25 protein-coding genes are annotated in these 26,023 nt (G+C 46.4%); 10 read left to right on the top strand and 15 right to left on the bottom strand.

What is annotated here, in order from left to right; translation table 11 throughout:
• Positions 1-57: 57 nt before the first annotated feature.
• Positions 58-927 (bottom strand): nitrilase-related carbon-nitrogen hydrolase, encoded by an 870-nt coding sequence (locus F0P94_RS01800; RefSeq protein WP_191906880.1) that lies wholly within the window; start codon positions 925-927, stop codon positions 58-60.
• Positions 928-1,326: 399 nt separating this feature from the next.
• Here F0P94_RS01800 and F0P94_RS01795 point away from each other — a divergent pair, with 399 nt between their 5' ends.
• On the top strand, positions 1,327-2,268 hold the full coding sequence (locus F0P94_RS01795; protein WP_150901984.1) for an LEA type 2 family protein: 942 nt from the start codon (positions 1,327-1,329) through the stop codon (positions 2,266-2,268).
• 129 nt (positions 2,269-2,397) lie between these two features.
• On the opposite strand, the gene F0P94_RS01790 is transcribed toward F0P94_RS01795, so the two are convergent.
• The 12 genes from F0P94_RS01790 to F0P94_RS01735 all read right to left on the bottom strand — a co-directional run bounded on the left by F0P94_RS01790 (position 2,398) and on the right by F0P94_RS01735 (position 13,345).
• A complete protein-coding gene (locus F0P94_RS01790; RefSeq protein ID WP_150901983.1) occupies positions 2,398-2,811 on the bottom strand; it encodes a DUF6157 family protein in 414 nt (137 codons plus the stop codon).
• Between the two features lie 88 nt (positions 2,812-2,899).
• Entirely contained in the window at positions 2,900-3,517 is a 618-nt protein-coding gene (locus F0P94_RS01785) for a hypothetical protein (RefSeq protein WP_150901982.1), read from the bottom strand.
• 83 nt (positions 3,518-3,600) lie between these two features.
• Complete coding sequence (locus F0P94_RS01780; protein WP_150901981.1) at positions 3,601-4,158, bottom strand: hypothetical protein; 558 nt, start codon at positions 4,156-4,158, stop codon at positions 3,601-3,603.
• Between the two features lie 2 nt (positions 4,159-4,160).
• Complete coding sequence (gene hydA / locus F0P94_RS01775) at positions 4,161-5,540, bottom strand: dihydropyrimidinase (RefSeq protein ID WP_150901980.1); 1,380 nt, start codon at positions 5,538-5,540, stop codon at positions 4,161-4,163.
• 436 nt (positions 5,541-5,976) lie between these two features.
• Positions 5,977-6,480, bottom strand: coding sequence for a hypothetical protein (locus F0P94_RS01770; RefSeq protein ID WP_150901979.1), 504 nt, complete (start codon positions 6,478-6,480; stop codon positions 5,977-5,979).
• Positions 6,481-6,675: 195 nt separating this feature from the next.
• Positions 6,676-7,581, bottom strand: a complete 906-nt coding sequence (locus F0P94_RS01765) for a hypothetical protein (protein ID WP_150901978.1) — start codon at positions 7,579-7,581, stop codon at positions 6,676-6,678.
• Between the two features lie 83 nt (positions 7,582-7,664).
• Positions 7,665-8,408: a DUF4625 domain-containing protein gene (locus tag F0P94_RS01760; RefSeq protein WP_150901977.1), complete on the bottom strand. Its 744-nt coding sequence runs from the start codon at positions 8,406-8,408 to the stop codon at positions 7,665-7,667.
• Positions 8,409-8,519: 111 nt separating this feature from the next.
• The gene (locus tag F0P94_RS01755) at positions 8,520-8,894 is read right to left on the bottom strand and encodes a hypothetical protein (RefSeq protein WP_150901976.1); all 375 of its coding nucleotides are present in this window, start codon (positions 8,892-8,894) and stop codon (positions 8,520-8,522) included.
• Positions 8,895-9,051: 157 nt separating this feature from the next.
• Positions 9,052-9,471 (bottom strand): hypothetical protein, encoded by a 420-nt coding sequence (locus tag F0P94_RS01750; RefSeq protein WP_150901975.1) that lies wholly within the window; start codon positions 9,469-9,471, stop codon positions 9,052-9,054.
• Positions 9,472-9,555: 84 nt separating this feature from the next.
• Positions 9,556-10,908 carry an aminotransferase class III-fold pyridoxal phosphate-dependent enzyme gene (locus F0P94_RS01745; RefSeq protein WP_150901974.1) on the bottom strand — a complete coding sequence of 451 codons (1,353 nt, stop codon included), beginning with the start codon at positions 10,906-10,908 and terminating at the stop codon, positions 9,556-9,558.
• A 358-nt stretch (positions 10,909-11,266) separates the two neighbouring features.
• Positions 11,267-12,736 carry a CoA-acylating methylmalonate-semialdehyde dehydrogenase gene (locus F0P94_RS01740; protein WP_225307091.1) on the bottom strand — a complete coding sequence of 490 codons (1,470 nt, stop codon included), beginning with the start codon at positions 12,734-12,736 and terminating at the stop codon, positions 11,267-11,269.
• 162 nt (positions 12,737-12,898) lie between these two features.
• A complete protein-coding gene (locus F0P94_RS01735) occupies positions 12,899-13,345 on the bottom strand; it encodes a nucleoside deaminase (RefSeq protein WP_150901973.1) in 447 nt (148 codons plus the stop codon).
• A 280-nt stretch (positions 13,346-13,625) separates the two neighbouring features.
• Between F0P94_RS01735 and hisS the strand changes: the two genes are divergently transcribed.
• From hisS to F0P94_RS01705, 6 genes are all read left to right on the top strand, one after another.
• Positions 13,626-14,993, top strand: coding sequence for a histidine--tRNA ligase (gene hisS / locus F0P94_RS01730; protein WP_150901972.1), 1,368 nt, complete (start codon positions 13,626-13,628; stop codon positions 14,991-14,993).
• A gap of 8 nt (positions 14,994-15,001) precedes the next feature.
• Entirely contained in the window at positions 15,002-15,277 is a 276-nt protein-coding gene (locus F0P94_RS01725) for a DUF7683 domain-containing protein (RefSeq protein WP_150901971.1), read from the top strand.
• 214 nt (positions 15,278-15,491) lie between these two features.
• Positions 15,492-16,982, top strand: coding sequence for a histidine ammonia-lyase (gene hutH, locus F0P94_RS01720; RefSeq protein WP_150901970.1), 1,491 nt, complete (start codon positions 15,492-15,494; stop codon positions 16,980-16,982).
• A gap of 5 nt (positions 16,983-16,987) precedes the next feature.
• Positions 16,988-18,952 carry a gliding motility-associated C-terminal domain-containing protein gene (locus F0P94_RS01715; RefSeq protein ID WP_150901969.1) on the top strand — a complete coding sequence of 655 codons (1,965 nt, stop codon included), beginning with the start codon at positions 16,988-16,990 and terminating at the stop codon, positions 18,950-18,952.
• Between the two features lie 132 nt (positions 18,953-19,084).
• A complete protein-coding gene (locus tag F0P94_RS01710; protein ID WP_150901968.1) occupies positions 19,085-19,420 on the top strand; it encodes a YbaB/EbfC family nucleoid-associated protein in 336 nt (111 codons plus the stop codon).
• Complete coding sequence (locus F0P94_RS01705) at positions 19,410-20,447, top strand: glycosyltransferase family 2 protein (RefSeq protein WP_225307090.1); 1,038 nt, start codon at positions 19,410-19,412, stop codon at positions 20,445-20,447. The genes F0P94_RS01710 and F0P94_RS01705 overlap by 11 nt, the downstream gene beginning before the upstream one ends.
• 362 nt (positions 20,448-20,809) lie before the next feature.
• On the opposite strand, the gene F0P94_RS01700 is transcribed toward F0P94_RS01705, so the two are convergent.
• Complete coding sequence (locus F0P94_RS01700; protein ID WP_150901967.1) at positions 20,810-21,028, bottom strand: PspC domain-containing protein; 219 nt, start codon at positions 21,026-21,028, stop codon at positions 20,810-20,812.
• Positions 21,029-21,158: 130 nt separating this feature from the next.
• Here F0P94_RS01700 and F0P94_RS01695 point away from each other — a divergent pair, with 130 nt between their 5' ends.
• The 3 genes from F0P94_RS01695 (at position 21,159) to F0P94_RS01685 (ending at position 24,775) form a co-directional block, all read left to right on the top strand.
• Positions 21,159-22,955 (top strand): tetratricopeptide repeat protein, encoded by a 1,797-nt coding sequence (locus tag F0P94_RS01695; protein ID WP_150901966.1) that lies wholly within the window; start codon positions 21,159-21,161, stop codon positions 22,953-22,955.
• 138 nt (positions 22,956-23,093) lie between these two features.
• The gene (locus tag F0P94_RS01690) at positions 23,094-24,077 is read left to right on the top strand and encodes a pyruvate dehydrogenase complex E1 component subunit beta (protein WP_150901965.1); all 984 of its coding nucleotides are present in this window, start codon (positions 23,094-23,096) and stop codon (positions 24,075-24,077) included.
• Between the two features lie 338 nt (positions 24,078-24,415).
• On the top strand, positions 24,416-24,775 hold the full coding sequence (locus F0P94_RS01685) for an STAS domain-containing protein (RefSeq protein WP_150901964.1): 360 nt from the start codon (positions 24,416-24,418) through the stop codon (positions 24,773-24,775).
• Positions 24,776-24,879: 104 nt separating this feature from the next.
• Here the strand turns inward: F0P94_RS01685 and F0P94_RS01680 are convergent, their stop codons facing one another.
• Positions 24,880-25,593 (bottom strand): class I SAM-dependent methyltransferase, encoded by a 714-nt coding sequence (locus tag F0P94_RS01680; RefSeq protein WP_150901963.1) that lies wholly within the window; start codon positions 25,591-25,593, stop codon positions 24,880-24,882.
• Positions 25,594-26,023: the final 430 nt, after the last annotated feature.

Raw genomic sequence — 26,023 nt, 5'->3', positions numbered from 1 at the left:
ACGAAAGAACAGTTTTTATTTCAATCGTTTGCTTCTGGTTTTATAGCGTTTTCAGCCTTACAGAACGGTCAGCTCGGCGTAGGTTTCGGAACGACGGTCGCGGTAGAACTGCCAGGTAGAACGCACTTCGTCAATCATGTTGAGGTCGAACTCGGCTACCAGTAATTCGTCGTTGTCTTCGGAAGCTTCGGCAAAGATTTGGCCGCGCGGATCTACAAAATAAGAAGTGCCGTAGAATTTACCAATGTTCCAGGGGCGTTCTTCGCCTACGCGGTTGATGCAACCCATAAAATAACCGTTGGCGGCGGCATGCGCCGGCTGCTCCAGTTTCCAGAGGTATTGGGACAAGCCGGCTACTGTAGCGGATGGATTGTAAACAATTTCGGCGCCGTTCAGACCTAAAGCGCGCGCGCCTTCCGGGAAGTGACGGTCGTAGCAAATGTACACACCCACTTTCGCGTAGCGGGTTTCGAAAACCGGGTAACCTAAATTGCCTGGCTTGAAGAAGTATTTTTCGTAGAAGCCCGGCGCCACTTGCGGGATGTGGTTTTTGCGGTATTTGCCAACAATAGTACCATCGGCATCTATTACCACGGCGGTATTATAAAATACGCCGGCCTGGTGCTTTTCGTAGATCGGCACAACTATTACCATTTCGTATTTCTTGGCGTACTCGGCCATCAGGTCAGTGGTAGGTCCCGGAATGGTTTCGGCGGACTCGTACCATTTGGTGTCCTGGCCGGGGCAGAAATAAGGCGTGGAGAAAATTTCCTGTAAGCAAAGGATCTGCACGCCCTGCTGGCCGGCTTCCTCAATAAATGGAATGTGTTTCCGGATCATGGCGTCCTTGATCTCTGCAATTGTGCCTTCCCCTTCCGTCATTGGCAGACTCATTTGGATGAGTCCGGATTTAATAATTCGTGCCATTTTATTTATGAAAAATAAGTAAGTGATGAACTCAATACAAAATTAAGGTTTTACTTTCTGAAAGATAGCATTTTCCGTTTTGAAACCAACTTTATCTGGATAATTAATATTTTTAAAAGCGTTAATATTGAGTGAACGAACATTTTCTGCCGGTCAAAGAATTGCAAGGCGTACACGTTCCCTTTCTTTACGCTTCATTCATTCTATGAACATTCAGTAACCAACCGGAAAAACGGCTCTCACCCCTACTTTCGGGCCTCTCACGAATACCGCTCATGCCCCAGTCTTATTTCCGTAGTTTCTCCTTTGTAACAGGCCGTTTACGGGCGTATACCTTTTGCCTTCTTCCTGTTCCGTCAAGGTGGAAAAGGCTATGGTTTTTCCCTAAAAACGTAAGGTATGAAGCGTTTCCTGATTTTCGTTGCCGTGTTGATCGGCATTCTGATCTTAATTGGCGTGGTGGCTTATCTGGTGGTACCCAAGGAAAAGTTGCTTGCCGCTGTTACGCCCAAAATTGAGAACCTAAAAATTACGGATGCGAAGATCGACGAAGATAACGCGACCATGCTGGCAAACCTGAACGTGCATTCACGGCTGGTCCCGATCTTTATAGATAGCCTGCAATACGAAATGCGCCTCTTCGACCAAACGGTATGCAAAGGGCACAAAAGATTCGATACAAGTTCCAAGAAAGGCAAGGTGCAGACGCTTTCCCTTCCGGTAACCATGAACCACAACAAGACCCGCGAACTGGTGCGCCGGCAGGTAAAAGAAAACGAACCGGTGCGGGTAATTATGAAAGCCTACACTGATATTCCGCTGCTGGGCAAACATACATTTGATATCGACAAGAAAGTGGATATGGTGGTTCCGGCTTTGCCTGGCTTGAAAGTGAAAGACATGCAGATCAAAGATTTCGGACTGGACAACATGGCAATGGTGATGACCATGGAAATTGACAACCCGAACGAATTTGATTTTTACATCCGGCAAATGAACTACGACCTGGTGCTGAAAGATTTTATGATCTCGAAGGGGCACATCGCCAAAGACTATTTAATAAAAGCCCGCGCGGTAACGCCCATTCAATTAACCGCCAAAGCCGACACGAAAAAACCGCTGAAGAATACCGTTAAGATGATTGAAGGGAAAACCGAATACCCATACACCATGACCAGCCACATGGTAATTGAACCACGGAGCGATGTGGTTGGAAGCGTAGATATTCATGCTGTAAAAACGGGTTCGGTGGATGTGGTGCAGCAGTTGAAAAATGTAGCGGAGACGAAGAAGAAGAAAAAGAAGGCGAAAAAGGAAGCGAAGAAAGCGGCTAAAAAGTAGGTTGGTTACTTCCTCCTAATTGCAGTTGTTGATGTTTTGAAAAGCAACTCTAAGTAGCAACGTTCTTAGTTGTTTGTAAAAACACCAGCAACGGCAGGAAATGCCACACACATTAATCTTCAGAAAAGGTTATTTATTGGTCCGCATTGCTTTGACAATCTTCAGATCTTTATTCTCAGAGAAATTCTGATAATCTTCCGTCTCACGGCCATAAATTGCAATTCTGCCAGCTTCATCATTGTGAACGCCCCAGCCGTATCTTTTTGTCAGCGGTGAGGCCCGGAAACAAGGTTGGCCTTTGGAAAAGAATTGCTGTCTGGCTTCTTCGAATTCTTCCGCAACAATATCATTGCGTTCGGCATATACCAGAAAAAACACCTCATCCGAAGTATACTTGTAAGGATTATTCTTTACCAGATCGAACTGCAAATTGGCAACCGATTTCTTATCTCCTTTTACAGGTGGAATATCGCCTTGTGTAACCGGGCAATCGTCAGCAACCTGAATGAAAGTGTTTTGGTAATTGGTGGTATGAATTCTCATATTAGCCTATTTAATTCTTGCTGAAATGGGTAGTTGTAAAACATCAACAACCGCCTGAATACTTTCTGATTTGTGTAAGGTTTTGCCTTTATTTCCCGATCAACACTTCATATTCTTTGGGTATAACTACCCCTTTAAATTGATTGGTTAATCCGTAAAAGATTGCGATCGTTAAAATAAAACCGAATACTAAAATTGCGTTTGCCTGTGCGTATGGGTTAAGGTTAAAAATACTTGTTTTCATTTTTTGACTATGAATGGAGGCAACGTGCCCAAAGAATGAAAGAATTGCAAGCCCGTAATAGGGTATGAAAAACAGGGAATAAGGAAACGAATTAAGTCCGGCTACTCCAAAATAAAAGTTGGTATCGAGGTGCAGAAAATGCCGGCCGCTGAAAACTGCAGTCAAATGAATCAGGAAGAAAACAGCTAAATAAAGTCCGGTCCAGATCTGAAGTTTTTCAAATCCGGTAGTAGCCGTTTTTCGCTTGGTCCTGAAGAGGTTGAATCCTGAAATAATTTGTACAATAACCGCACATATTAAAAGCGTTTCTGCAACAATGTTGCGATAAAAAACCCGCAGCGTTTCCATCATTTCCAGGTGACTTTCTGCACCGAAAATGCTGACCATATGATTGAATAAATGCAGCGCGATAAAAATACTGATTACGAATCCGGAGAGGTAATGGAGTTGCTTTATTTTCATCGTTTAGTTTGGCAGCACATTTTAGCAGCGATGGGTTTTGTTGTTGGTGAGAAAATCTACAATCAAAGAAGAATTGGAGTATGTTACCAGATAAAATTAAACTGCCATTTTACTTCCTTTAAATTTTCCTTTGAGTTTAGACTTAAAAGGGTTAACCATAAAGATGAACCTTCTAAGATAGTTTCAGAAAAGAAAAACCTTTCTTTTCCTCTCATAATTACAATTTTACCATATCCCTCACCAGGAAACCATCTTGAGCCTGCCCGAGGAATATACCTTATTGCATCATATTGGTCATTTTTTAAATCAATTTCAGAATACTTCCAAGAGTTTCTAATAGTTAAAATCTTTGATGTTTTATAAAAAATAACTGTTCGAAATGCTTCAAACAAGAAATGATTTACAAAAAGTATAAAATCGATCACGAACAAAAAACAAAATAAAACTACAATCAGAATGAGTAAAGATTTAACTCCTCCTACTGCAAAAATTTCCGACAATTCAGGAATAAATTTTATCAGGAAATAAATACAAGGAAAGAAGAAAAAGGAAGACAAAGTCCCTAAAATTAGCCTTTCCCAAACCTTTAACTTTAATTCAATAACTTCTTCCAAAACACCACTTCCAAAATCTTTATTCATCACTAAATCACCCCATTAACCTGCTTCCGCTTCAGAAACTTCCCATACCCTTTCTCCACCTGCACTTCATTTTCGGAAATTACTTTTTTACCGCGTAGAAATACGGTTTTGGTTTTGCCGGTAACTTCCCAGCCTTCGAAGGCCGAATAGTCGCAGTTCATGTGGTGGGTTTGGGCGGAAATGGTGTGTTTTTCGTTCGGGTCGAAGAGCAGGATGTCGGCGTCGGAACCGATGGCGAGGCAGCCTTTTTGCGGGAACATGCCGAAGATCTTGGCGGCGTTGGTGCTCATGACTTCCACGAATTTGTTCAGGGAAATTTTGCCTTTGTTTACGCCTTCCGAGAACAGCAATTCTACGCGGTGCTCGATGCCCGGCGCACCGTTCGGGATTTTCGAGAAATCGTTTTCGCCCATTTTCTTCTGCTCCCAGAAAAACGGACAATGGTCGGTAGCTACCACTTGCAGCAAACCGGCATTAATGCCCGCCCAAAGCGCAGCTTGGTCTTTTTTCTCGCGCAACGGCGGACTCATTACCCATTTGGCGCCTTCAAAATTCTTTTCGTACAGACTGGCATCTAAAGTCAGGTACTGGATGCAGGTTTCGGCCATTACTTTCTGGTTGCGTTTGCCGGCGTCGCGGACGTGGTTCAGGGCGCCTTCGCAGGTTAAATGCACGATGTAAGCGGGTACGCCGGTATAATTGGCCATGTCGGCGAAACGGTTGCTGGCTTCGGCTTCGGTAACTTCGGGTTGCGATAAATAATGGTACAGCGGCGCGGTGTTGCCGGCTTTCAGGTTTTTGGCAACCAGGTAATCGATCATGTCGCCGTTGGTAGCGTGGGTGGTAACCATGCCGCCTTGCCTTTTCACTTCTTCCATTAAAGCCACCATCATGCGGTCGTCTACCATTAACGCACCTTTGTAAGCCATGAAGGTTTTGAAACTAGTGATCCCCTCCTCTACCATTTCCTTGATTTCCGGCTTCGTGTTTTCGTTGAAATCGGTAACGGCCATGTGGAAGGAATAATCGCCAACCGCGTTGCCATTGGCGCGGCCACTCCATTCATCGAAGGCGTGACGCAGCGATTTTCCTTGGGTTTGCAGGATAAAATCGATAACGGTGGTGGTGCCGCCAAACAAAGCCGCGCGGGTGCCGGTGGTATAATCGTCGGAAGAAAAAGTACCCATGAACGGCATGCTCAAATGCACGTGGGGATCGATGCCGCCGGGAAAAACCATTAAGCCGGAAGCGTCAATTACTTCGTCGGCGCTTACGTTCAGGTTTTTGCCGATCTGGGATATCGTTTCGCCTTCAATGAAAATATCGGCTGTAAAATCGGAATCTGCCGTTACAATGCGGCCGTTTTTTATCAGGGTGCTCATGGGTTTCCGGTAGTTTTTGTTTCGGCTAAAGGTGCAGATTTTTTGAGATTTGGGCAAATAAAAAAGCAGCCCGGAAATTTCGGGCTGCTTTTACTTTTTTCAGGCAAAATGAATACCGTTGTAGATAATTGCTGAAAGCTTTCTTTTTGACTTCTTGCTGTTCCCTTGCTGTTCCGGATTTATAATCCGGAACTTTTGAGCATCGGATTTGCAATCCGCTCTGCATCAGACAAATGATGCTGCGGGAAAGCGGATCACAGATCCGCAGCTCTCAGCTTTTGGATTATAAATCCGAAAGAGCTAATGTATTGATTACAAATTCGAAAGAACGGATTCAGAGCGAAATAAGCTTACTTAGTTCCATTATCCTCAAACCTGGACCAGCAATAAACAGAAAAAAACGACTCTGTCTACTGCTATAGGGACTTTTCAGAAATTAATCGGCAAGTTTCAATACTGCTTTGGCTTCCTGGAAATTATGCCAGTTGGTATTCGGGTTGGCCTTTTTTAAGCCCGGCGGAATTACAACTATGCGAATTACTTTTTCGCCTGGCGCCAGCGGTATGGTATTGTCAACATTGAAGGTGTAAATGGTAATGCCGCCGTCATAAAATTCGTAATTGGTTGTTACATTGCCGTAGGTATCGGGCAACGGGATCCAGACCGGATGCTGCCCGCCGTTTATTTGCTGGTATACCATTACCAGGCCGGCATCCACAATATCGGGCGTTAGTTCGGGCACATTTACATCGGCAGCAAACCAGCGGTATTGAGTATTATAGGTCCAGTTTCGAAGCAGGATCGGTTCGGTACTTACTACGTTGGTATGACCGGGAGCACCTGCCGGTCCGGGAGGTCCAATTGGTCCGGGCGTGTCGCTTTCGTTAATGGTGCAGCTGGTAAAGGCTAAAAGGAAAAATAAGTAGAAAAGCTTTTTCATAGGGGTAGTTAAGCGCTTGGTGGTAAAATTTATAAGTAGCAATGAAGTATTTAATGCGGGGTCGGGTGTTAAAATGGGACCTGTTTTTTGTCTTTACCAATAAACGTACCATTAAAAAAGCAGCCCCGAAAATATCCGGGGCTGCTTTCAATTTTATATTTCCTTCCCCTGAATCAGGTAAAGGTTATGGTGAGGTTAGAACATAAAAGTAAGGTGCGTTAACAAACGGTTGCCGGTTTTCACGTAGCCTTCCGACAGGTTTTGAGATACCGGTTTCTGGAACGTCAAACCTGCCGAAAGTTTCGTTAAATAGAACTCGGACCCTACGCTGGCAAAGTTTACGTAGCCGCCGCTTTCCAGCAGCTCTGCGCCGTACGTAAAATCTTTCCCGGTTATTTCGGTACTGAATCCTGCGTTGGGCATAATGGCCGTTTCCTTTACTTTTAGTACTGCAAACAATACCGTTCCGGCGCCGAATTTATTTCCGAACAGGAATTCGTTTTTATTTTCTGTATTGTATTTATAGGTTGCGTTGGTGTTCAACCCTATTTTATCGTAGCGCACGGTGTACATAGCATTGGCTACAAAATCGAAACTGCCGGAGCCAAGCTGCAGGTTCGGATTGAGTTCTGAATCCTCCACCTTGCGTTCGTAATGACCGGTAGGGAGTTTTACGCCGCCGCCAACAAATAAATTATGCTTCACTTTCTGGTAGAGGCTGTCGGTGTTGTTTACCAGGTTGTAATTTACCAGTACCAGCGCATCGCCCAGGCCTTGCACGCGGGTGGTTTTTTCCAGCGTTTTCTGCTCGTTGAAATTATAGGGCAATAAAGCCAGCACCTGCACTTTTTTCAGCGGGTAAAACCTTCCCCAGATCTCGGTGGTCCGGAAAGACTCTTCCGATTGCAGATCTGCATGTATGGGCGTGGTTTTATCGGATTTCTGCTGGTACCGAATGCCTACAAAATTCTTGCTTTGCTGCGGCAGAATCCCGAACTGGTAACTGCCTACCCCGCAGCCGCAGGCATCGCAGGCCTTAGCCACCTGAGCGCCGGCTATTAGAAGGCCGAAAAGGCCGAGGAGCGCAATCTTTTTCAGCATATCATTAAAATTTTGGTGCGTGTTTTTGTTGATCTGACCCGAAGAAAAAAGCCCGGCCAGTACGACCGGGCTTTCTTGCTAATTTATGGCATGGCATAAAAATAGACTTTCTTTGTTATTGTAGTGCCGTCATGATCTAACTTGGCAACAATTTCCAGCTCGTACTCGGTATGCCCGGTTACGGCCGGTACCGTCCACGTTCCGGATACGTTTATGGTCTTAAAATGATCATGATTTTCCGGGAAGGTGTGCACTATTTGATTATCGGCTTTGCTCCGGATAACCATGTTGTAGCCGTGCAGCGAGCTGATGCCTTCCACTTTGCCGGTTACGTTCAGAACCTGACCGGCCGATACCATACCACCCTCGGTCGGGGCTGTAATGGTAATGGTAGCGTGGTTATGCTCTCCGGCAGGCAGCGCATGCAGAACCGTTTTTTTAGTCAGGGTATTGCCGCTGTGGTCGAGGGTGGCAATAATTTCCATTTCCAATTCCTTGTATTTGGCAACCGTATCTACTGCCCATGATTCGTTAATAGCAATGCTGGTACTATGGGCATGGTTCTCTTTGGTGAACAACACCTTGCTATCTGCTTTCTGGCGGATTATGACATTATACCCATGGAGCTCTTTTTCACCGGTGATGTTTCCGGTAATGGTTACGGTTTGGCCCGCATTTACAACAGCGCCATCGGCAGGAGTGGTAAGGGTAATGTCATTCGTTGTCGGCTTAATGGTGGTATCATCGTCGTCTTTGCAGGAAGTAATGGCAGCGGAAAAAATTAAAAGAGAAGCAGCAAAAGCCGTTTTTAGTCTGAAGTTTTTCATTGTGATCAGGTTTTTCTTGGTTTAAAAATTGAATAGAAAAAAAGTCCTGCTGCCGGAAAAAACAGGCATGCAGGTTTAAGGCTGCCGGAAGCAACCTCAACGCTATAGATTTTAAACCAAAAACCTGGGGGGATGAAAAATACCGAAAACCGGAGGCGACACCCCGGAGCTGAAATAATGCGGATATTCCTTTTCAGGAAAAATTAAAATGGTAAAAGCAAATGCGGAAGTTGGCTGGCAGAAATGAAGCACTTCCAGTTTATCTTTTAACGGGATGGGGTGCTTCTCTTCAGTCTGGTCGGCCTTTTTAAGCTCTTTAGCCAGGTGGCACTTTCCGTTACAACCTGACTTAGGTTTAGATCGGTTTTCGCAAAGCACCTGGGCAATGTAATTTTTATTTACCTGGTAATCCATTACAATAAACATTTTGCTGAGGGGTTGCAGCAGAATAGCTATCGTGAGTAATATGACGGCAGGTATTTTCACAGGTATTAAAAATCCTCTGTAAAAGTACAGAGGATTTCCTTGAGAACATTATCATGCTGAGAAATTTTTAAACAGGCTCCGGAATGCTACCATAACTGCAACCTACCCAAACCTTTTTCGCCTTTATATGCATAATAATAATTAAGGCCTGAAGCTTTTATGGTATAGCCCTTATGTTTATTTTTTTACTGCTTGTTTGGCCATTGCTGCCCAGGTTTGCAATCACTTCCAGCTCAAGGTCGGAAGGGGCAATTACTTTACCGGTAGTGTATTGCTCATTAAAGGGCAATGCCGTGTGGTGTGCAACCTGGGTCCGTTCAAAAATAACCAGGCTGTCCGATTTTCGCCGGATAATAATAGAGTAGCCGCCCAATTCCTGTTCTCCCCTTATCATGCCGGAAATTGTTAACGTATTGTTACTAGTAAGCAGGTCTCCTTCACGGGGGGAATCGATGGCAAAAGTAGCGTGATTTTCCGGGTCAGGGTCGGGATCATCTTTTTCGGTGCAGGCCGAAAGGATAACCGAAAAGCCAAAAACCACACTTAATACGATCTGGTTGAGTCTATTTTTTTTCATATAATTCAGCATAAGTCATTACCTTTCTACCGCTGAATCAGCACAATAGTTACAATACCCCATCAGTAAAGTACAAAACCCTGTTTAGTAGCAGTAAGCGTCAGCAATTTTCAGGGCTTCGGAAATCATTTCCAAACCTTCGTCTATCTGGGCTTCGGTTATGGTTAGCGGCGGCGCAATAAAAATAAAATTCCAGCGCACCATGGTGTACATACCAAGCTCCGAAAGCTTTGCCTGTACCTGATTCATAATGGCCATTTCGGCAGCGTTCGCATTCCAGGGAGCCATCGGTTCTTTCGTTTCGCGGTTCTTTACCAGTTCCAGGCAACCCAGCAAACCGGTATTCCGGAAATCGCCGATACTTGGGTGCTGCTGCATGAGTTCTTCCACGCGGCTTTCCAGGTATTCACCCATTCGGGCGGCATTTTCGATAAGGCCTTCGTTTTCGTAAACATCCATTACGGCCGAGCCGGCCGCGCACGAAACCGGATGCGCCGAATAGGTTAACCCTAAAGGCAGCGGCTTATCGTCGAAGTTTCGGGCGATTTCCCCGGTAACCATCAGTCCGCCAAGTGGTAAATAACCGGAGGTAACGCCCTTGGCAAAGCAAAGCATATCCGGCTCTACGTCGTGGTGCTGAATACCGAACCACTTGCCCGTCCGGCCGAAACCGCTCATCACTTCATCGGCAATAAATAAGATGCCGTGTTTTTCGCAAATGGTTTTTACTTTTTTCAGATAGCCTTGCGGGTATTTAATGCAGCCCGAAGAACCGGACTCGCCTTCCATAATTACAGCCGCAATATTGCCCGGACCTTCATAGCCCACTACCCTTTCGAAATGCTCAGCAGCCCGTTCCCCGCATTCTTCCGGCGTTGCAGAATGCCACGGGTCGCGATAAAAATACGGATTTTCCACGTGCACCACATTCGGCATTTGCTGGCTGTCGGATGGCAGTTTGCGCGGATCGCCGCCAGCCGTCATGGCCCCGTAGGTTGCCCCATGGTAACTCTGATATAGCGTTACGATCTTGTGCCGGCCGGTTACCAGGCGAGCCATTTTTATTGCATTTTCAATGGCTTCTGCACCACCCAGCGTAAAGAAGGTCTTGGTCAGGATTCCGGGAGCTACCGCGGCCAGCTTTTTAGCCAGTTCGCCGCGCGCTTTGGTTACCATGCCCGGATACACGTAACTTACTTCCTGCATCTGCTTCAACACCGCATCGGCAACGGCCGGGTGCCCATGCCCGATATTTACGTTTACCAGTTGCGAAGAAAAATCGAGGATTCGTTTGCCGGATTTATCCCAGATATATACCCCTTCCGCCCGGTCAATTACCAGGGGTTTTATTCCTGCTTGTTTTTGCCAGGAGAATAAGGTGTATTTTAAATTATTATCGATGATCTCTTCCTTTTCGGAAGTCAGTACCTTTTCCATTTTTAAATTGTTTAATTGTTAAATGGTTTAATTGTTAATTGGCTGGAGTTTTTGCGTGAAAAGGGTAGCGTTTTCTTTTTTTCACACCTTTTACAAAACCCTTCTTCAAAGCTCATCCGGATTTGTAATATGGATGCCTAGAGTTGCGGATTTGTAATCCGCTTTACGTTGCTAAAATTTTGAATTGCTGATTCAAGCTGAAAACCGGATCACAGATCCGGCGCTCAAAACTTTCGGATTTCAAATCCGAAAGAGCAAGTGGTTTTCAAACTCACCAGTAGCATAGGGTTTAAACCTACGCTACTGGTCTTGATCAAAATATTTCCAAATTTCCAAATTTCCAAATCTTCAAATCGAATTAACTCATCCAGTTTATCCCCGCTTCCGGATTCCACTTGGTGGTAGTTTTCTTCATTTGGGTCCAGAATTCAATCGAGCTTTTGCCGGTAATATCACAAGTACCGAATTTTGATTCATTCCAGCCACCAAAGGAGAAAGGCTCCCGAGGAACAGGAACGCCAACGTTTACGCCGATCATGCCGGCGCTGGCATTTTCCATTACGTACCGGGCCAGGCCGCCGCTTTGGGTAAATACCGCCGCCGCATTGCCGTAATTGGAAGTGTTTTCTATCTGCAGGGCATCATCCAGCGTTTTCGCGCGGATAATGGCCAGTACCGGACCGAAAACTTCTTCTTTGGCAATGGCCATATCCGGCGTTACAAAATCGATGATGGTCGGGCCAACATAGTAGCCGTTCTCTTTTCCTTGTACCACGGCATTCCGGCCATCTACCAGCACTTTGGCACCGGCAGCTTCTGCTTCGGAGATATACTTTTCGATCCGTTCTTTTGATTCTCTGGAAATTACCGAACCCAAGTTCTGACCCGGAATAATTTTCTTCGCTTCTTCTACAATTTTAGCAATGATAGGATCTACCGGCCCTACGCCCACCATGGCAGAACCGGCCATGCAGCGCTGTCCGGCGCAACCCGACATCGATGCAGCCACGCCTGCTGCTGTTAAGGCTACGTTGGCATCCGGCAGCACAATTAAGTGGTTTTTAGCGCCGCCCAAGGCAACGCATCGCTTCAGGTTATTAGTAGCGCGACGGTAAACGATCTTGGCGACTTTGGTGGAACCCACAAACGAAACCGCCTGAATATCCGGATGGTCGCAAATGGCTTCCACGATTTCCTGACCGCCGTTCACCACGTTGAAAACGCCGGCCGGCAAACCGGCTTCGGTTAATAATTCAGCAATGCGGCTGGCGGAGATCGGCACTTTTTCGGAAGGTTTCAGGATCATGCAATTTCCTAAAGCAAGGGCGTTCGGGATGGTCCAGTGCGGCACCATGTTCGGGAAATTGAACGGGGCGATGCTGGCCACTACGCCTAACGGTTTTTTCTCCAGGCGGCATTCCACCCCGGCACTTACTTCCAGGATTTCCCCGGCTACCAGTTGCGGTAAGGAACAGGCAAACTCTGTGAGTTCAATGCTTTTCTCTACTTCGGCGCGAGCCTCTCCCATGGTCTTTCCGTTTTCGCGGTGCACCAGTTCGGTAAGTTCTTCCAGGTTTTGTTCAAGCAGGGTTTTGTAGCGGTAGAATATTTGCACCCTTTCTTTTAAGGGCATGGCTGACCAGGCAGGAAATGCCGCTTGAGCCGCCTTCACGGCTTCGTCGAGTTCGTTCATGCCGGAAAGCGGCATGGTGGAAAGCAGCGCCCCGTCTAAGGGACTTACAACTTCCAGGGTATCGGTATTGGTAGAGACAAAGCGGCCGGCTACGTAGTTACGCACCTCCGGATAGATCAATTGAGCGGTTTCCATATTTATAGTTCTGGTTTTTTCGGCTCTTAAGGTAGCGTTTTCTATATGATTATAATAGATTATCTTGTATTTAAGCCAAAATATTTAGGGAATGAAAAATGCGGCCATTCAATAGCCGCATTATTTACTTATCATAATTATTCAACCCGAAACTTCTTTAGCTTACTCCCCGATATCCTCGTTCCAGAGCTCGGGCCTTTCTTCAATGAAATTTTCCATCAGGCTGATGCATTCTTCGTTCTGCAGGTTCACGATTTCCACGCCGTGCTGCTTCATAAATTCTTCCGCGCCCGGGAAGGTTTTATTTTCGCCAACAATAACTTTTTTGATACCGAACTGTACCACCGCACCAGCGCATAAATAGCAGGGCATTAAGGTAGAATACAAAGTCGTGTCTTTGTAGTTGCCAATGCGGCCTGCGTTCTGAAGGCAGTCGATTTCGGCGTGCGCCATGGGGTCGTTGTGCTGCACCCGGCGGTTGTGGCCACGGCCTACAATTTTTCCGTCCCGCACAATTACGGAGCCGATGGGGATGCCGCCTTCATTTAATCCTTGCTTTGCTTCCGCAATGGCGGCCTGCATGAATTCGTCTGGTTGGTTGTTTTTCATATTTTTGTTTTGGTTTTTGTCGTGGTGCGTTTGGGGCGACCACGAGGGTCGCCCGTACATTTTTTAAAGGTTCAGTAGGGACAGGTCGCGACCTGTCCGCACGCATTCCCGATCACGCATTTCTGATAAAAAATCCTGTCTATCATCCGAATCTCTGAAATCGTGTTCAGAAAGCAAACTACGACTTTTTAGACATAAAGGTATACCAGAATCACCAACATTTTGAAATGGCAGAATTTAAAAGCAGATTTCGTACCTTCGCCGGCAAATTGTTTTTAGAATGAGCAAAGAAAAACCAGCTTTACCGAAGGGAATGCGCGATTTTGGGCCGAAAGTGCTGCAAAAACGCAATTATATCTTTTCGGTAATTAAAAATACATTCGAGCGTTTCGGGTTTCAGCCGCTGGAAACGCCTACTATGGAAAACCTGAGCGTGCTGACCGGAAAATACGGCGATGAAGGTGACCAGCTGATCTTTAAAGTGCTGAATTCCGGCGATTTCCTGAACAAAGTTACGCTCAACGACCTGGAAGACGGCTATAAAAAAACCACCCGCAAGATCTCCGAAAAAGCCCTTCGTTACGACCTGACCGTGCCTTTTGCCCGCTACGTGGTAATGAACCGCAACGAAATTACCTTTCCGTTCAAGCGTTATCAGATCCAGCCGGTTTGGCGGGCAGACCGACCGCAAAAAGGCCGCTACCGCGAATTTTACCAGTGCGATGCCGACGTAGTAGGTACCAACTCCCTGCTGTGCGAAGCCGAAATTGTGCTGATGATCGATGAGGTTTTAACAACCTTGGGGTTGACTGATTTCACCATTAAAATAAACCACCGCGGCATTCTGACCGGCATCGCCGAAGCCATCGGCGAAAAAGGCCGCGAAGGCGAAATCTGCGTGGCTATCGATAAGCTCGATAAAATCGGGCAGGAAGGCGTGGAAAAAGAACTGATCGAGCGCGGTATTGCAGAAAAGTCTATTGAGAGATTGCGTCCGCTGCTGAGTTTATCCGGCGAAAACGATAGCATTTTAGAGCAGCTTGATCCAGTACTGGTAGACAGCGCCGAAGGATTGCGAGGCCTGACCGAACTCCGGGAAGTTTTCAGTTACCTGCAGCATTTCAACATTCAAACTGCGAAAGTAGAACTGGATACCACGCTTGCCCGTGGCCTCTCCTACTACACCGGTTGCATCTTCGAAGTGAAGGTAAATAAGGTGCAGATGGGCAGCATTTCCGGCGGCGGTCGTTACGATAACCTTACAGGCATGTTCGGTTTACCGGGCGTTTCCGGCGTGGGTTTCTCTTTCGGCGTAGACCGCATTTACGATGTAATGGAAGAGCTGCAGTTGTTCGATAAAACCGTAGCTTCGGGCACAAAAGTTTTAATTTCGAACTTCGATAAAGCCGCCGAGATTTACTCCCTGCCAATCCTGCAAAAGCTCCGCGAAGCCGGCATTGCCGCCGAACTTTACCCGGAAGCCGCCAAACTGAAAAAGCAAATGACCTACGCCGACAACAACAACATTCCGTTCGTGCTCCTGATCGGTTCCCAGGAAATGGAAACCGGCCTACTTAACCTGAAAAACATGCAGACTGGTGAACAGGAAAGTCTGAAATTGGAGGAGATTTTGGTGAAGTTGAAGTAAAGAAGTCTGTGAATATTCATCCGTTTTCAGAAGTTGAACGCTACATTAGGTTCTTTGAGAAAGAAAGGGATCAATTCATGACAGGTGAAATTCTTTTAGAAAGTGTTCAACTGGTAGATTTACTCAAATTAATACCTGAAGAAGAATATAAAGATGATTTTCTACTGTTCAATTGCTATGAACTGAATGAAAAAAGATTAGAATTTCTGGCAAAGCTCCTGAATAAAGAAATTCCTTATGATCTCAGGAAATATAAATATTATCTAGAAGCAAATTCCAAGTAAGTAATGACATTTCTCTGCCTGGAAATCTACCACCCACAACCCCTCCTTATCAAGGAGGGGAGCTTTCGGGAAACGTGAATTAAATATTAATTTAAATAAATTACACTTACGAAAAAAAGCTCCCCTCCTTTTTTCAAGGAGGGGTTCGGGGGTGGTTAAACATATATTGAGACAATTATCTCATTAGCAAATTAAAGAATTAGCACATTAATCAATGGTCCATCATATATCTACTGCCGAACTTACTTTAGAAGACATAAACGCTATTATTACCGAAGGAAAAGCCCTGGCGCTTTCGGATGAGGCAAAGCAAAAGATTGTTTCCTGCCACGAATACCTTTACCGGAAAATTGAGAGCTCCGATGCGCCTATTTATGGCATCAATACTGGATTCGGTTCGCTTTATAAAGTGAGTATTTCGGCGGAAAATCTGGAGCAATTGCAGGTGAACCTGGTGATGAGCCACGCGTGCGGGGCCGGCGAAGAAGTGCCGCAGGAAGTGGTAAAGATCATGCTGCTGCTCAAAATTCAGAGTCTGGCTTATGGGCACAGCGCGGTGCAACTGGAAACGGTAGAGCGCTTAATTCAATTTTATAACCGTGGCATTTATCCCATAGTGTATCAGCAGGGTTCCCTGGGCGCTTCCGGCGATCTGGCGCCATTGGCGCATTTGTGTTTGCCGCTTTTGGGAATGGGCGAAGTAAATTACCAGGGCTACCGCTTAAAAGGCGAAGACATTCTGGACATGTTCAGCTGGAAACCGATTGCTTTAAAAGCGAAAGAAGGATTAGCCTTGCTGAATGGAACGCAATTTATGAGCGCTTATGGTGTTTGGTGCTGCCTGCAGGCTAATCACCTTTCCAACATGGCCGACGTGATCGGGGCGATTTCCCTGGAAGCTTTTGCCGGAAGATTGGATCCGTTCAACCACTTAATTCATAAAGTTCGTCCGCATGCCGGACAGTTGCAAACGGCAGAGCGGTTCCGGGAACTGCTGGAAGGCAGCGAACTTATTGCCAGTCCGAAAAAGCACGTACAGGACCCGTATTCGTTCCGCTGCATTCCTCAGGTGCACGGCGCCAGCAAAGATGCGTTACGCTATACCTGTGACGTAATTACCACCGAGATCAATTCCGTAACCGATAACCCGAACGTTTTCCCGGAGGAAGACCTCATTATCTCCGGCGGAAATTTCCACGGTCAGCCGCTGGCAATTGCCCTGGATCTTTTATGTATTGCTTTGGCCGAACTGGGTAATATTTCGGAACGGAGAACTTACCAGTTAATTTCCGGACAGCGCGACCTGCCTGAATTCCTGGTAACGGAAACCGGTTTAAATTCCGGTTTTATGATCCCGCAATACACTGCCGCTTCCATTGTAAGCCAGAACAAACAATTGTGCACGCCGGCATCGGTAGATTCAATTGTTTCTTCCAACGGCCAGGAAGACCATGTAAGCATGGGTTCGAACGGTGCCACCAAAGCTTACCGCGTGGTGAAAAACCTGGAAAGCATTTTAGCCATAGAATTATTTAATGCCGCGCAAGCCATCGAATTCCGGAAACCGCTGAAGACTTCGGAGAAATTAAATTCCGTGCTGGAAGCATACCGCCATAAAGTTTCCTTCGTTACTAAAGACCGGATTCTGCATTACGATATTAAAGAATCGGTAAACTTTATCCGTCACTTCAATCTCACATTTTAAATAGAATGCGCCGGCTGCTTTTTACCTTCCTTTTCCTCCTATTTTGGGTGCATGGCTTTGCTCAGAATAAGGGCTGGTTTAAAGCAATTGTAAATGGCGTGGAAGTAACAGAACTGTGCGCCGGGCAAACGGTGGAATTCCAGAATTTTTCCTGCAACGGAACAGAAACCACGCTGGCATTTTACAAGTTTGAACCGGCCTCTTTCAGCGGACCAATTATCTTTGGCCCGACCGATCTAAATACCCCCGGAAGACTTTACCAAGTTCCCTCTACTCCCGGACTTTATGTGGTGGGGCAGCTTTACACTGCCACCTGTGATCCCCAGGAGCCTCAGATGCGGCGCACCTTTTTGGTTAAGCCAGCTCCCCAGCCAACCTTCACCGCCACCCAATGCGGACCTGATTCCGTGCTGGTTACCCTAACCGATACGAATTACGACACCTATACCGTAGCCGTTGGCAACAAGAGCCCCGAACCGATAACTGTGAACCAAAGTAAATATTTTGAGAGCCCGGGTGGTACTTACAATATTATCGTAACCGGAACCCATACAGCCGGCAATTGCGGATTTTCCTCCACAAAATCCGTAACGGCAACTCCAGCTCCGGCTATGCCCACCATCAGCAGCGTTGATCTGCTGGAAACTGCTGCCAGCGGCAGGATCGAAATTAAAATCATGGGTTTACAAAGCGGTTACACCTATAGTTTAGAAGGGCAAAATGGTAGCATTTTCACCGAAAAAACCCGGCTTAACTTTAATGGAAATGCTACCGAAACTGTCGTATTAAGTAACCTGAATACCGCTGTTGCCAACTGTTTCCGGGTGCGGGTTTTCGATGCCTGTGGCCGAAGCCAGCACCCCAATCCCAATATTCCGGTGATCTGCAGCCAGCCGATTCAGGTGGTTGCGGGGAATAAAAAGAACATAGTTTCCTGGCCTTCATATTCCGGTAATACACCCGGAGGCGGCAGCTATTCGTACCAGCTTCGCCGTCAGGAAGGTTCTAATTCCACCATCTTCAATTTACCGGCAAACCAAACCACCTACGAAGACAGTGAAGTAACCTGTGGCCAGGAATACTGCTACGAGCTGGCAGTTTTAGAAGGCGCAAACGCTTTTTCGCTTTCCAATACTGCCTGCGCCACGGTAGTTTCTACGGATATTCCAGGGATGGCCACTCTGATTACCAGCTTCAATCCGGATAATTCCCTGCAAGGCACGTTAACCTTAACGGCCAATACGGCCCTAAAAGAGCAAACTGTATTCAAAAACCGGAACGGTGGCGGGTATGTACAAACTCAGAAAAGCAACGCCATTTTTTTCACCGATACGGATAAAAACCTGGCTTCCGGCCCGGTGTGCTACAAGGTAACGTATACCGATAATTGTGGCAACCTTTCCCCCGAAAGCAACGAAAGCTGCCCGGTGATTTTAACTGCCAAACACGACAAACTGAAGCGAACGGTTACCCTGAACTGGACCGAATACGTAGGTTTCAGCAGCCCTCAATTAACCTACACGCTGGAACTGTTGGACGAGAATTTCAGCCCGGAAAGCAGTCAATTGGTTACCGGCACTTTTTCCTTAAACGACCAGAAATTAAGCGATACCGACCAGATCCTGCGCTACCGTATAAAAGTAGAAGGCGCGGCCGGGGAACTAAGCTACTCCAACACCCAAACCATTGTTCAGGACGTAAAAATATTTATCCCAACCGCTTTTTCGCCGAATAACGACGGTCTGAACGATATTTTTGAAGTAAAAGGGCGTTTTCAGAATAACTTTAGTTTGGTAATTTTGAACCGCTGGGGCCAGGTAGTTTTCGAAAGCAACGACCCGAAAAAAGGCTGGGACGGCAAAATGAACGGCAAAGAAGCCCCGATCGGTGCTTATGCTTATAAATTGCGTACAATAGACGAACAGGGCAAACGCATCGAAAGAACCGGAACCCTGACGTTGCTTCGGTAGGTTCGAATGTTCGAATTTTCGACTTTTGATATGTGAGAACCTTAAAGGAAACGGCAGTATCTATCTAAATTTTAACTCAAAAATTCGAAAATTCGAACATTCGAAAATTCGAACAATCTAAAAGAAAAAACTATGTTCGACATGATGGGCATGATGGGGAAAATGAAAGAGCTCCAGGCCAAAATGAAAGAAGCGCAGGATAACCTGAAAAACATTACGGTAGAAGCTGAATCCGGCGCCGGCATGGTGAAAGCAAAGGCAAACGGACAGCGCAAACTGCTCAGCATCGAAATTGACGAAACCCTGCTTAAGAAAGAAAACGCCGAAATGATCTCCGACCTGGTAGTAGCTGCGGTAAACAAAGCCATGGACGAGGCCGGCGAAAAAGGCCAGGAAGAACTTCGCAAACAAACCGAAGGCCTGATGCCGAACATCCCAGGATTTGACCCAAGCAACTTTGGCTTATAATTCAGACAAATCGGTTGGAATTGTAATCCTGAACTGGAACGGCCGCGAATACCTCGAACAATTCCTGCCTTCGGTTATTGCCAACAGTCCGGGTTGCGAGGTAATTGTGGCCGACAACGCTTCTTCCGACGATTCGGTAACATTTCTTAAAAGTCACTTTCCGCAAGTCCGGCTAATTGAGTTAAGTCAGAATTTTGGCTTTTGCGAAGGTTACAATCAGGCGCTGAAACAGGTAGATACGGAATATTACGTCCTGTTGAATTCGGATGTGTTGGTAACGCCCGGCTGGGTAGTACCGATCCATGCCCTCATGCAGGAGAATCCGGATATTGCCGCCTGTCAGCCCAAAATCAAATCGTACCACGAACCGCATTTGCTGGAATATGCCGGCGCCGGCGGCGGCCTGTTCGACGTGTTCGGCTACCCCTTCTGCCGCGGCCGCATTTTCGATTCCCTGGAAGAAGACAAAGGCCAGTACAACGATACCTCCGAAATTTTCTGGGCTACGGGTGCCTGCATGTTCGTAAGGGCAGCAGATTTTCATGATCTGGGTGGCCTGGAGCCGGCTTTTTTTGCCCACATGGAAGAAATTGACCTGTGCTGGCGCCTGCAGAACAAAAACCGGAAAATATTTTATTGCGGCCAAAGCGAAGTTTACCACGTAGGCGGCGGCACGCTGCACAAATCCAATCCGCGCAAAACGTTCCTGAATTACCGCAACGGCTTAGCCCTGCTGGTTAAAAACCTGGCCGACGAAGATTATTTTTCCACCATGTTCATCCGGATCTTACTGGACTGGATATCGGCAGTAAAATTCCTGGTTTCCGGCCAAACCGCAGATGCCAAAGCCATTTATAAAGCCCACCAGGAAGTCTACCGGAAACGGCTATACTGGCGGCAAAAAAGGGTACTGCAAACAACCAAAAAACCCTTGTCGAAACTTCATGGAATATACCCGCGAAGTCTGGTATGGGCCTACTTTGCCGAAGGCAAAAAACGTTTCAGCGATTTAGTATCTGGAAAATAAGCAGAACTATCTGCTATGGAACATGAAAGCTCCCCTCCTTTCCAAGGAGGGGTTGGGGGTGGTTGTTGTCAGCTAAAGGAAAAATGAAAGTTCCGTTGACTGAAGTCAACGGCAATGGATAGGCTTTATTTGCGGCTAACCTTAACTAATTATCACATTTTTTAATTATTACCAGGTAGCTCTCAAGCCAAAACTTACTTCCAGATTAACTTATACCATTATATCTATTGCCGTTGACTTCAGTCAACGGATTATAATTAAGCCACCCGGATAAAAAGCGTACCCCGAAAAAATCAGAAATACAAAAAGCCGGCAAGGTTCTTCGCTGATCCTTTTAATGACAGATTTTTTAAGATCAAAAACTAAAAATCCCAGACCGTACTCCTTTCGCGACGGAGGCTTTTGCGAAGGTTCAGCCAGAAAGCCAGGATCAGGTACACGATTACCGGCGAACCGAACGTTAGAAAAGATAAATAAATGAAAGACAAGCGGATGCTGCTGGTAGCGAAGCCTAATTTTTCCCCCAACGCGGTGCAAACGCCAAAAGCCTGAGATTCGATAAAATATTGCAACCGTTTCATTCCCTAACTATTTTTAACTTCTAAATTAACAAATTTTTCGCATTATCCATAAACCAATTCAGGAAAATTCTGTAAGTAGGCTCAGCCTGATTTATTATTTATAAAAATACGGCGTTCTAAAAAACAGGTTATGCACAATCTTCATTCCCGCAAATCATTTCTTTTTTCCATCCTGCTTAGTACGTTTTTTTTATTCTCCGTTTCCGGCTGCACGCTTTCCCGCATGATTAAAACCGGCGAAGCCAGACAGGAAATTTCCGTAGAACCGACCGTACTGGCCGTAAACGGCAACGTTGTTCCCTTCGACTTAAAAGTGAAAGTCCCGGCGGAAGTAACCGGCAAAAAACCGGTTTATAATGTGGTGGTAGCGTACCAGTACGGTAAAAAACAAACCGAACCCGTTACCCGGCTCCGCTTTGCTCCCGGCGAATTCATTTACGAGAACGGCACCCCAACCATAAACCGCCAACTTTCTTTTCCCTATACTCCTGAAAAAGCCTCCGGAAAACTAGTGGCTCAGGCGGAAGCCGTAAAACCAAATGGTAGGGTAAAACGCGGAAAAGTCCGGGAAATTGCGCCAGGAGTGATTACTACCTCCAGGCTAACGGTTAAAGCCAACGCGGTTTCGCTGGCGCCGGACACGTACCGGAAAGGCGTTTCGGAACCGGAACTGCTTACCTTCTTTTTCGACGAAGGCAAAGCTGAACTCCGCGATTATTTAGGAACCAACATGGACGTGCTGAAAGAACTGCTGCAAAGTAATTACAAGATCCAGGCCGTGGAAATTACCACCGGGCATTCGCCGGAAGAAGCCGACTCGAAAGACCCGAAGCTAGCCAGGAAGCGGGCGCAAACATTTGAAAAATACATGCGCCACCAGCTCGATGTAAATTCCTACACCAACACCAACCAGTCGGTAAAATTTAAGGTACAGCCGGTGGTCCGTAACTGGGAACGCTTCCTGAAACAGGTGCAGCTATCGGCGCTTTCGCCCGAGCAGGTAAACCAGATCCTGGATATTATAAACGGCCCCGGAAGTTTCCGCGATAAAGAAAAACAACTCTCCAAACTGGATTCTTACGATTACCTGCAGCTTTACATCTACCCGGCCTTGCGCTACGCCGATGTTCGGATAACGTATAACGTGCCCCAGAAAAAAGATTCGGAAATTTACCTGCTTTCGCGAAAAATAGTAGAAAACCGCATCGATGCCGATAAGTTAACAGAAGAAGAATTGCGCTATGCCGCTACCCTTACGCCGTTGCTTTCCGAAAAGCTGGCCATTTACCAGGCGGCCGCCGAAAACACCATGAAATGGCAGGCCTTCAACAACCTGGGCGTAACGTATGTTCAAATGGCACAGCAGGCCGTAAAACCTACTACCCGCGATAAGATGCTCCGCGAAGCCATTGTAAACCTGACCTATGCCAGTCACCGCAATCCCACCGCTCAGCTTTTCTACAACCTGGGTTCGGCCCAGTATCTGCTCGGCAACTACCCGGAAGCCCTACAAAGCTACGATTACGCCCTGAAACTGGGTGGCCCGGTGCCGGTACTGCAGCAGGTATTTGCCGATAAAGCCGCGCTGGAAATAGAAACCGGCCGGTTAGATGAGGCCGTAGTAAGCCTGGCTTATGCCGGAACCAGTTACCAAAGCCTGATGAACAAAGGCCTGATTTACCTGCTGAAAGGCAATTACGAACAGGCACAAACCTTCTACGAAGAAGCCCTGGTCCTGAAACCGAACGATGCCCTGGCGCATTACAGCCTGGCCGTTCTGGCTGCCCGAACGAACCAACCGGAAGCCCTTGCCAGTCATCTGCACCAGGCAACCCGCCAGGAAAAAAGCCTCACCGCCAAAGCCATCGACGATCCGGAGTTCCGCAACTTTGTTGGTACGCCGACCTTTCGCGAAGCTTTAAAGTAAATTCCCCCGCTTTTTTCCTGTTCCGGCCCCAGGCCCAGGAGTGAGAAGTTGAAAATGCCGGTTTATTATCGGTTTTAAGGGTTGTATTTTGGAAGAGTTATCGTAATTTTACCATTCGTTAGAATTTAAGAAAATAAAATGCGTACGATACAATTCCGTGAAGCCCTTCGCGAAGCCATGAGCGAAGAAATGCGCCGCGACCCGCGGGTTTTTCTAATGGGTGAAGAAGTTGCTGAATATAATGGTGCTTATAAAGTAAGCCAGGGCATGCTCGATGAATTCGGAGCGAAGCGCGTGATCGATACGCCGATCGCTGAGCTTGGTTTTGCCGGTATCGGGGTCGGCGCCGCCATGAACGGTCTGCGCCCGATCATTGAATTCATGACCTTTAACTTTTCCCTGGTAGCTATCGACCAGATTATCAACTCGGCAGCCAAAATGATGTCCATGTCGGGTGGCCAATATTCCTGCCCGATGGTATTCCGCGGTCCGACTGGTAATGCCGGTATGCTTTCTTCCCAGCACTCGCAAAACTTCGAGAACTGGTATGCCAACTGCCCGGGTTTAAAAGTAGTGGTTCCCTCTAACCCTTACGATGCCAAAGGCTTGCTGAAGTCTTCTATCCGCGACGAAGATCCGGTTATCTTTATGGAATCGGAGCTGATGTACGGCGACAAAGGCGAAGTGCCGGAAGAAGAATATTTAATTCCAATTGGCGTAGCCGACGTAAAACGCGAAGGCGAAGACGTTACTATTGTTTCTTTCGGGAAAATGATGAAAGTGGCCTTAGGCGCTGCCGAAGAACTGCAGAAAGAAAATATCTCTGCCGAAGTGATCGACCTCCGTACCGTTCGTCCGATCGACTTTGAAACGATAATGAAATCGGTAAGAAAGACCAACCGCCTGGTAGTAGTGGAAGAAGCCTGGCCGCTGGCCTCCATCTCTTCGGAAATTACCTACAATGTGCAACGGAATGCCTTCGATTACCTCGATGCTCCTGTGATCCGGGTTACCTGCCAGGATGTGCCGCTTCCATACGCGCCAACCCTGATCGAAGCCTCGCTTCCAAACGTAGAACGCACCGTTAAAGCTATCAGAGAAGTAATGTACCAGAAAGCTTAAAGGCTTTTTACCTGATTATAATTAAAAAAAAGCAACCCGAGCAGGGTTGCTTTTTTTGTGTTTAACCACCGGTATTCTAAACCTATTCCCTGCTGTTATAAAGCAGAATTCATTAACCGATTATTTAGTTAAGTTCACAGGTTATATTGGCTGTTTAACCATTTTAAAAAATTCGCTTACGAACTTTTAAGTAATATTAATGCAGGAAAATCTACTTTTTGCGTTAAATCCGTATACTCTTCGGTGACCAGATAAACTGGCAAACATTTACTGACAATATCATTGGCTTTTACTGATTTTTAAAACGATTTACATTTCATATTCTCAGCCTCTTGTTTATGCAGATCTTCACCCGACTTCAAAAAAACAGCTACATCGTAGCCCTTAACGGAAAACTGGACACAGAAAATGCCGTTACCGTGCAGGATATTTTACTTGAAGCTTTACTGCTAGATACCAAAGAAGTAATGGTAGATTGCGAAGGCCTGGAGGATGTTTCCCCTAGTAGCCTGAAGTCATTTGTGTCCACTATCCGCAATTTACAACAGAACCGGATCGGGGTGGTTTTGATCGGGGTAAGTCAGGCGCTGAATGAATTGTTTTCGGTAATCGGCCTGAATGATTTTACCCGCCGGCTTCCTTCCAGCGTACTGATCTCCGACGATAGCCTGGTTGATCTGTACTTCTGTGAACTTTAATTTATGGCTGTATCGGTAACCTGCCGGACAACATGTACAGCCTTTCCCAGCCCTGAATCTCCTTTAATTATCAGCCTGTTTTTTAAAGCAGAAAGCTTTATTCCCTAAGCGGAAAGCTTTGCCAGGTATTCGCCGTGTTCCCCTTCAAATAGGGAATTCACCTCAAAGCCGGCTTGGGTAGCGTAATCATGCAGTAATGCGTAATCGATAAAAAGCCACGGAAATGCCGGGCCGGTTTTCCGGTTGAAAGCCATCTGGTATTCTACTTCGCCGTAATAGCCGCTATTCAGGTTCAGCAATACCGAACCGTCTTCCTCTTCGAACATATACAGAATATCCGACGATTCCAGCAGGATCTGGCCGCCGGGATTTAACCAACTTTTTAGCAGGTTCAGGAATTCCGGCAATTTCTCCAACGTTCCGGCCAGACCAACCCCGTTCATCAGCAGCAAAATGGTGTCGTATTTTTCGGATGGCTGAAATTGCCAGAAATCCGCTTCGAAGCTGTTCCGGAGCCCCCGGTTTTTCATTACGGCAACGGCTTTCGGGGAAATGTCAAACGCATCTACCTCCAGCCCATTTTCCTGCAGCCACAACGCATGACTGCCGGCGCCCGCGCCAATATCCAGCACCCTGCCTTTGCAAAATTTCAGAGCTTGCTGTTCCAGTTCCGGCATCTGGTCAAAACTCCGGAACAAATAGCCTACGGAAATAATATCGTCTTCGGTAATGTTGGAAATAACTTTAATAGTGGCTTTGGAATTGCCATTTATATAAGCCTCCAGGGCCTCACCCATCGGGTCGGAAATCGGGTTCATAAAAGAAGAAAAGTTAAAATTACAACTAAATTTCCGGAAGAAAACGGCCTTCATCCTAAACCACCAGAAAATAAACTTCCAGTTCTGCCTAAGCTGATAGGAATTGCTTTTTAAAAGCAGGTTAACCGGATTGTAATAGTTTTCATAAAGCACCGGCTGATTCAAACGTTGGAGAAGCATTATAAATCCGGGATCAGGTCATTCCTTTCCCGGCCTTTAGTCAATTATCTGCCAGCAGGTAATTTCCATCGGGCTATTTCATAAGAAGCAATTAAATCACCAAGGCATACCCTTTCACAGGCCTCCCTTTTATGCCTGAAGCTAGTAAGACTGCCCACAAAAATACTTACTTGCTTCTGCACTTCTACCTCATAAAACAGCAAGGAACCTTAATTGTTAAAGGCGCTTTACAAAAATGGTATTAAAAAAC

Origin of the sequence: Adhaeribacter soli (genome assembly GCF_008727925.1) — a bacterium.
Classification (GTDB): Bacteria; Bacteroidota; Bacteroidia; order Cytophagales; family Hymenobacteraceae; genus Adhaeribacter_A; species Adhaeribacter_A soli.
This window is presented reverse-complemented; position numbering and strand designations above follow the sequence as displayed.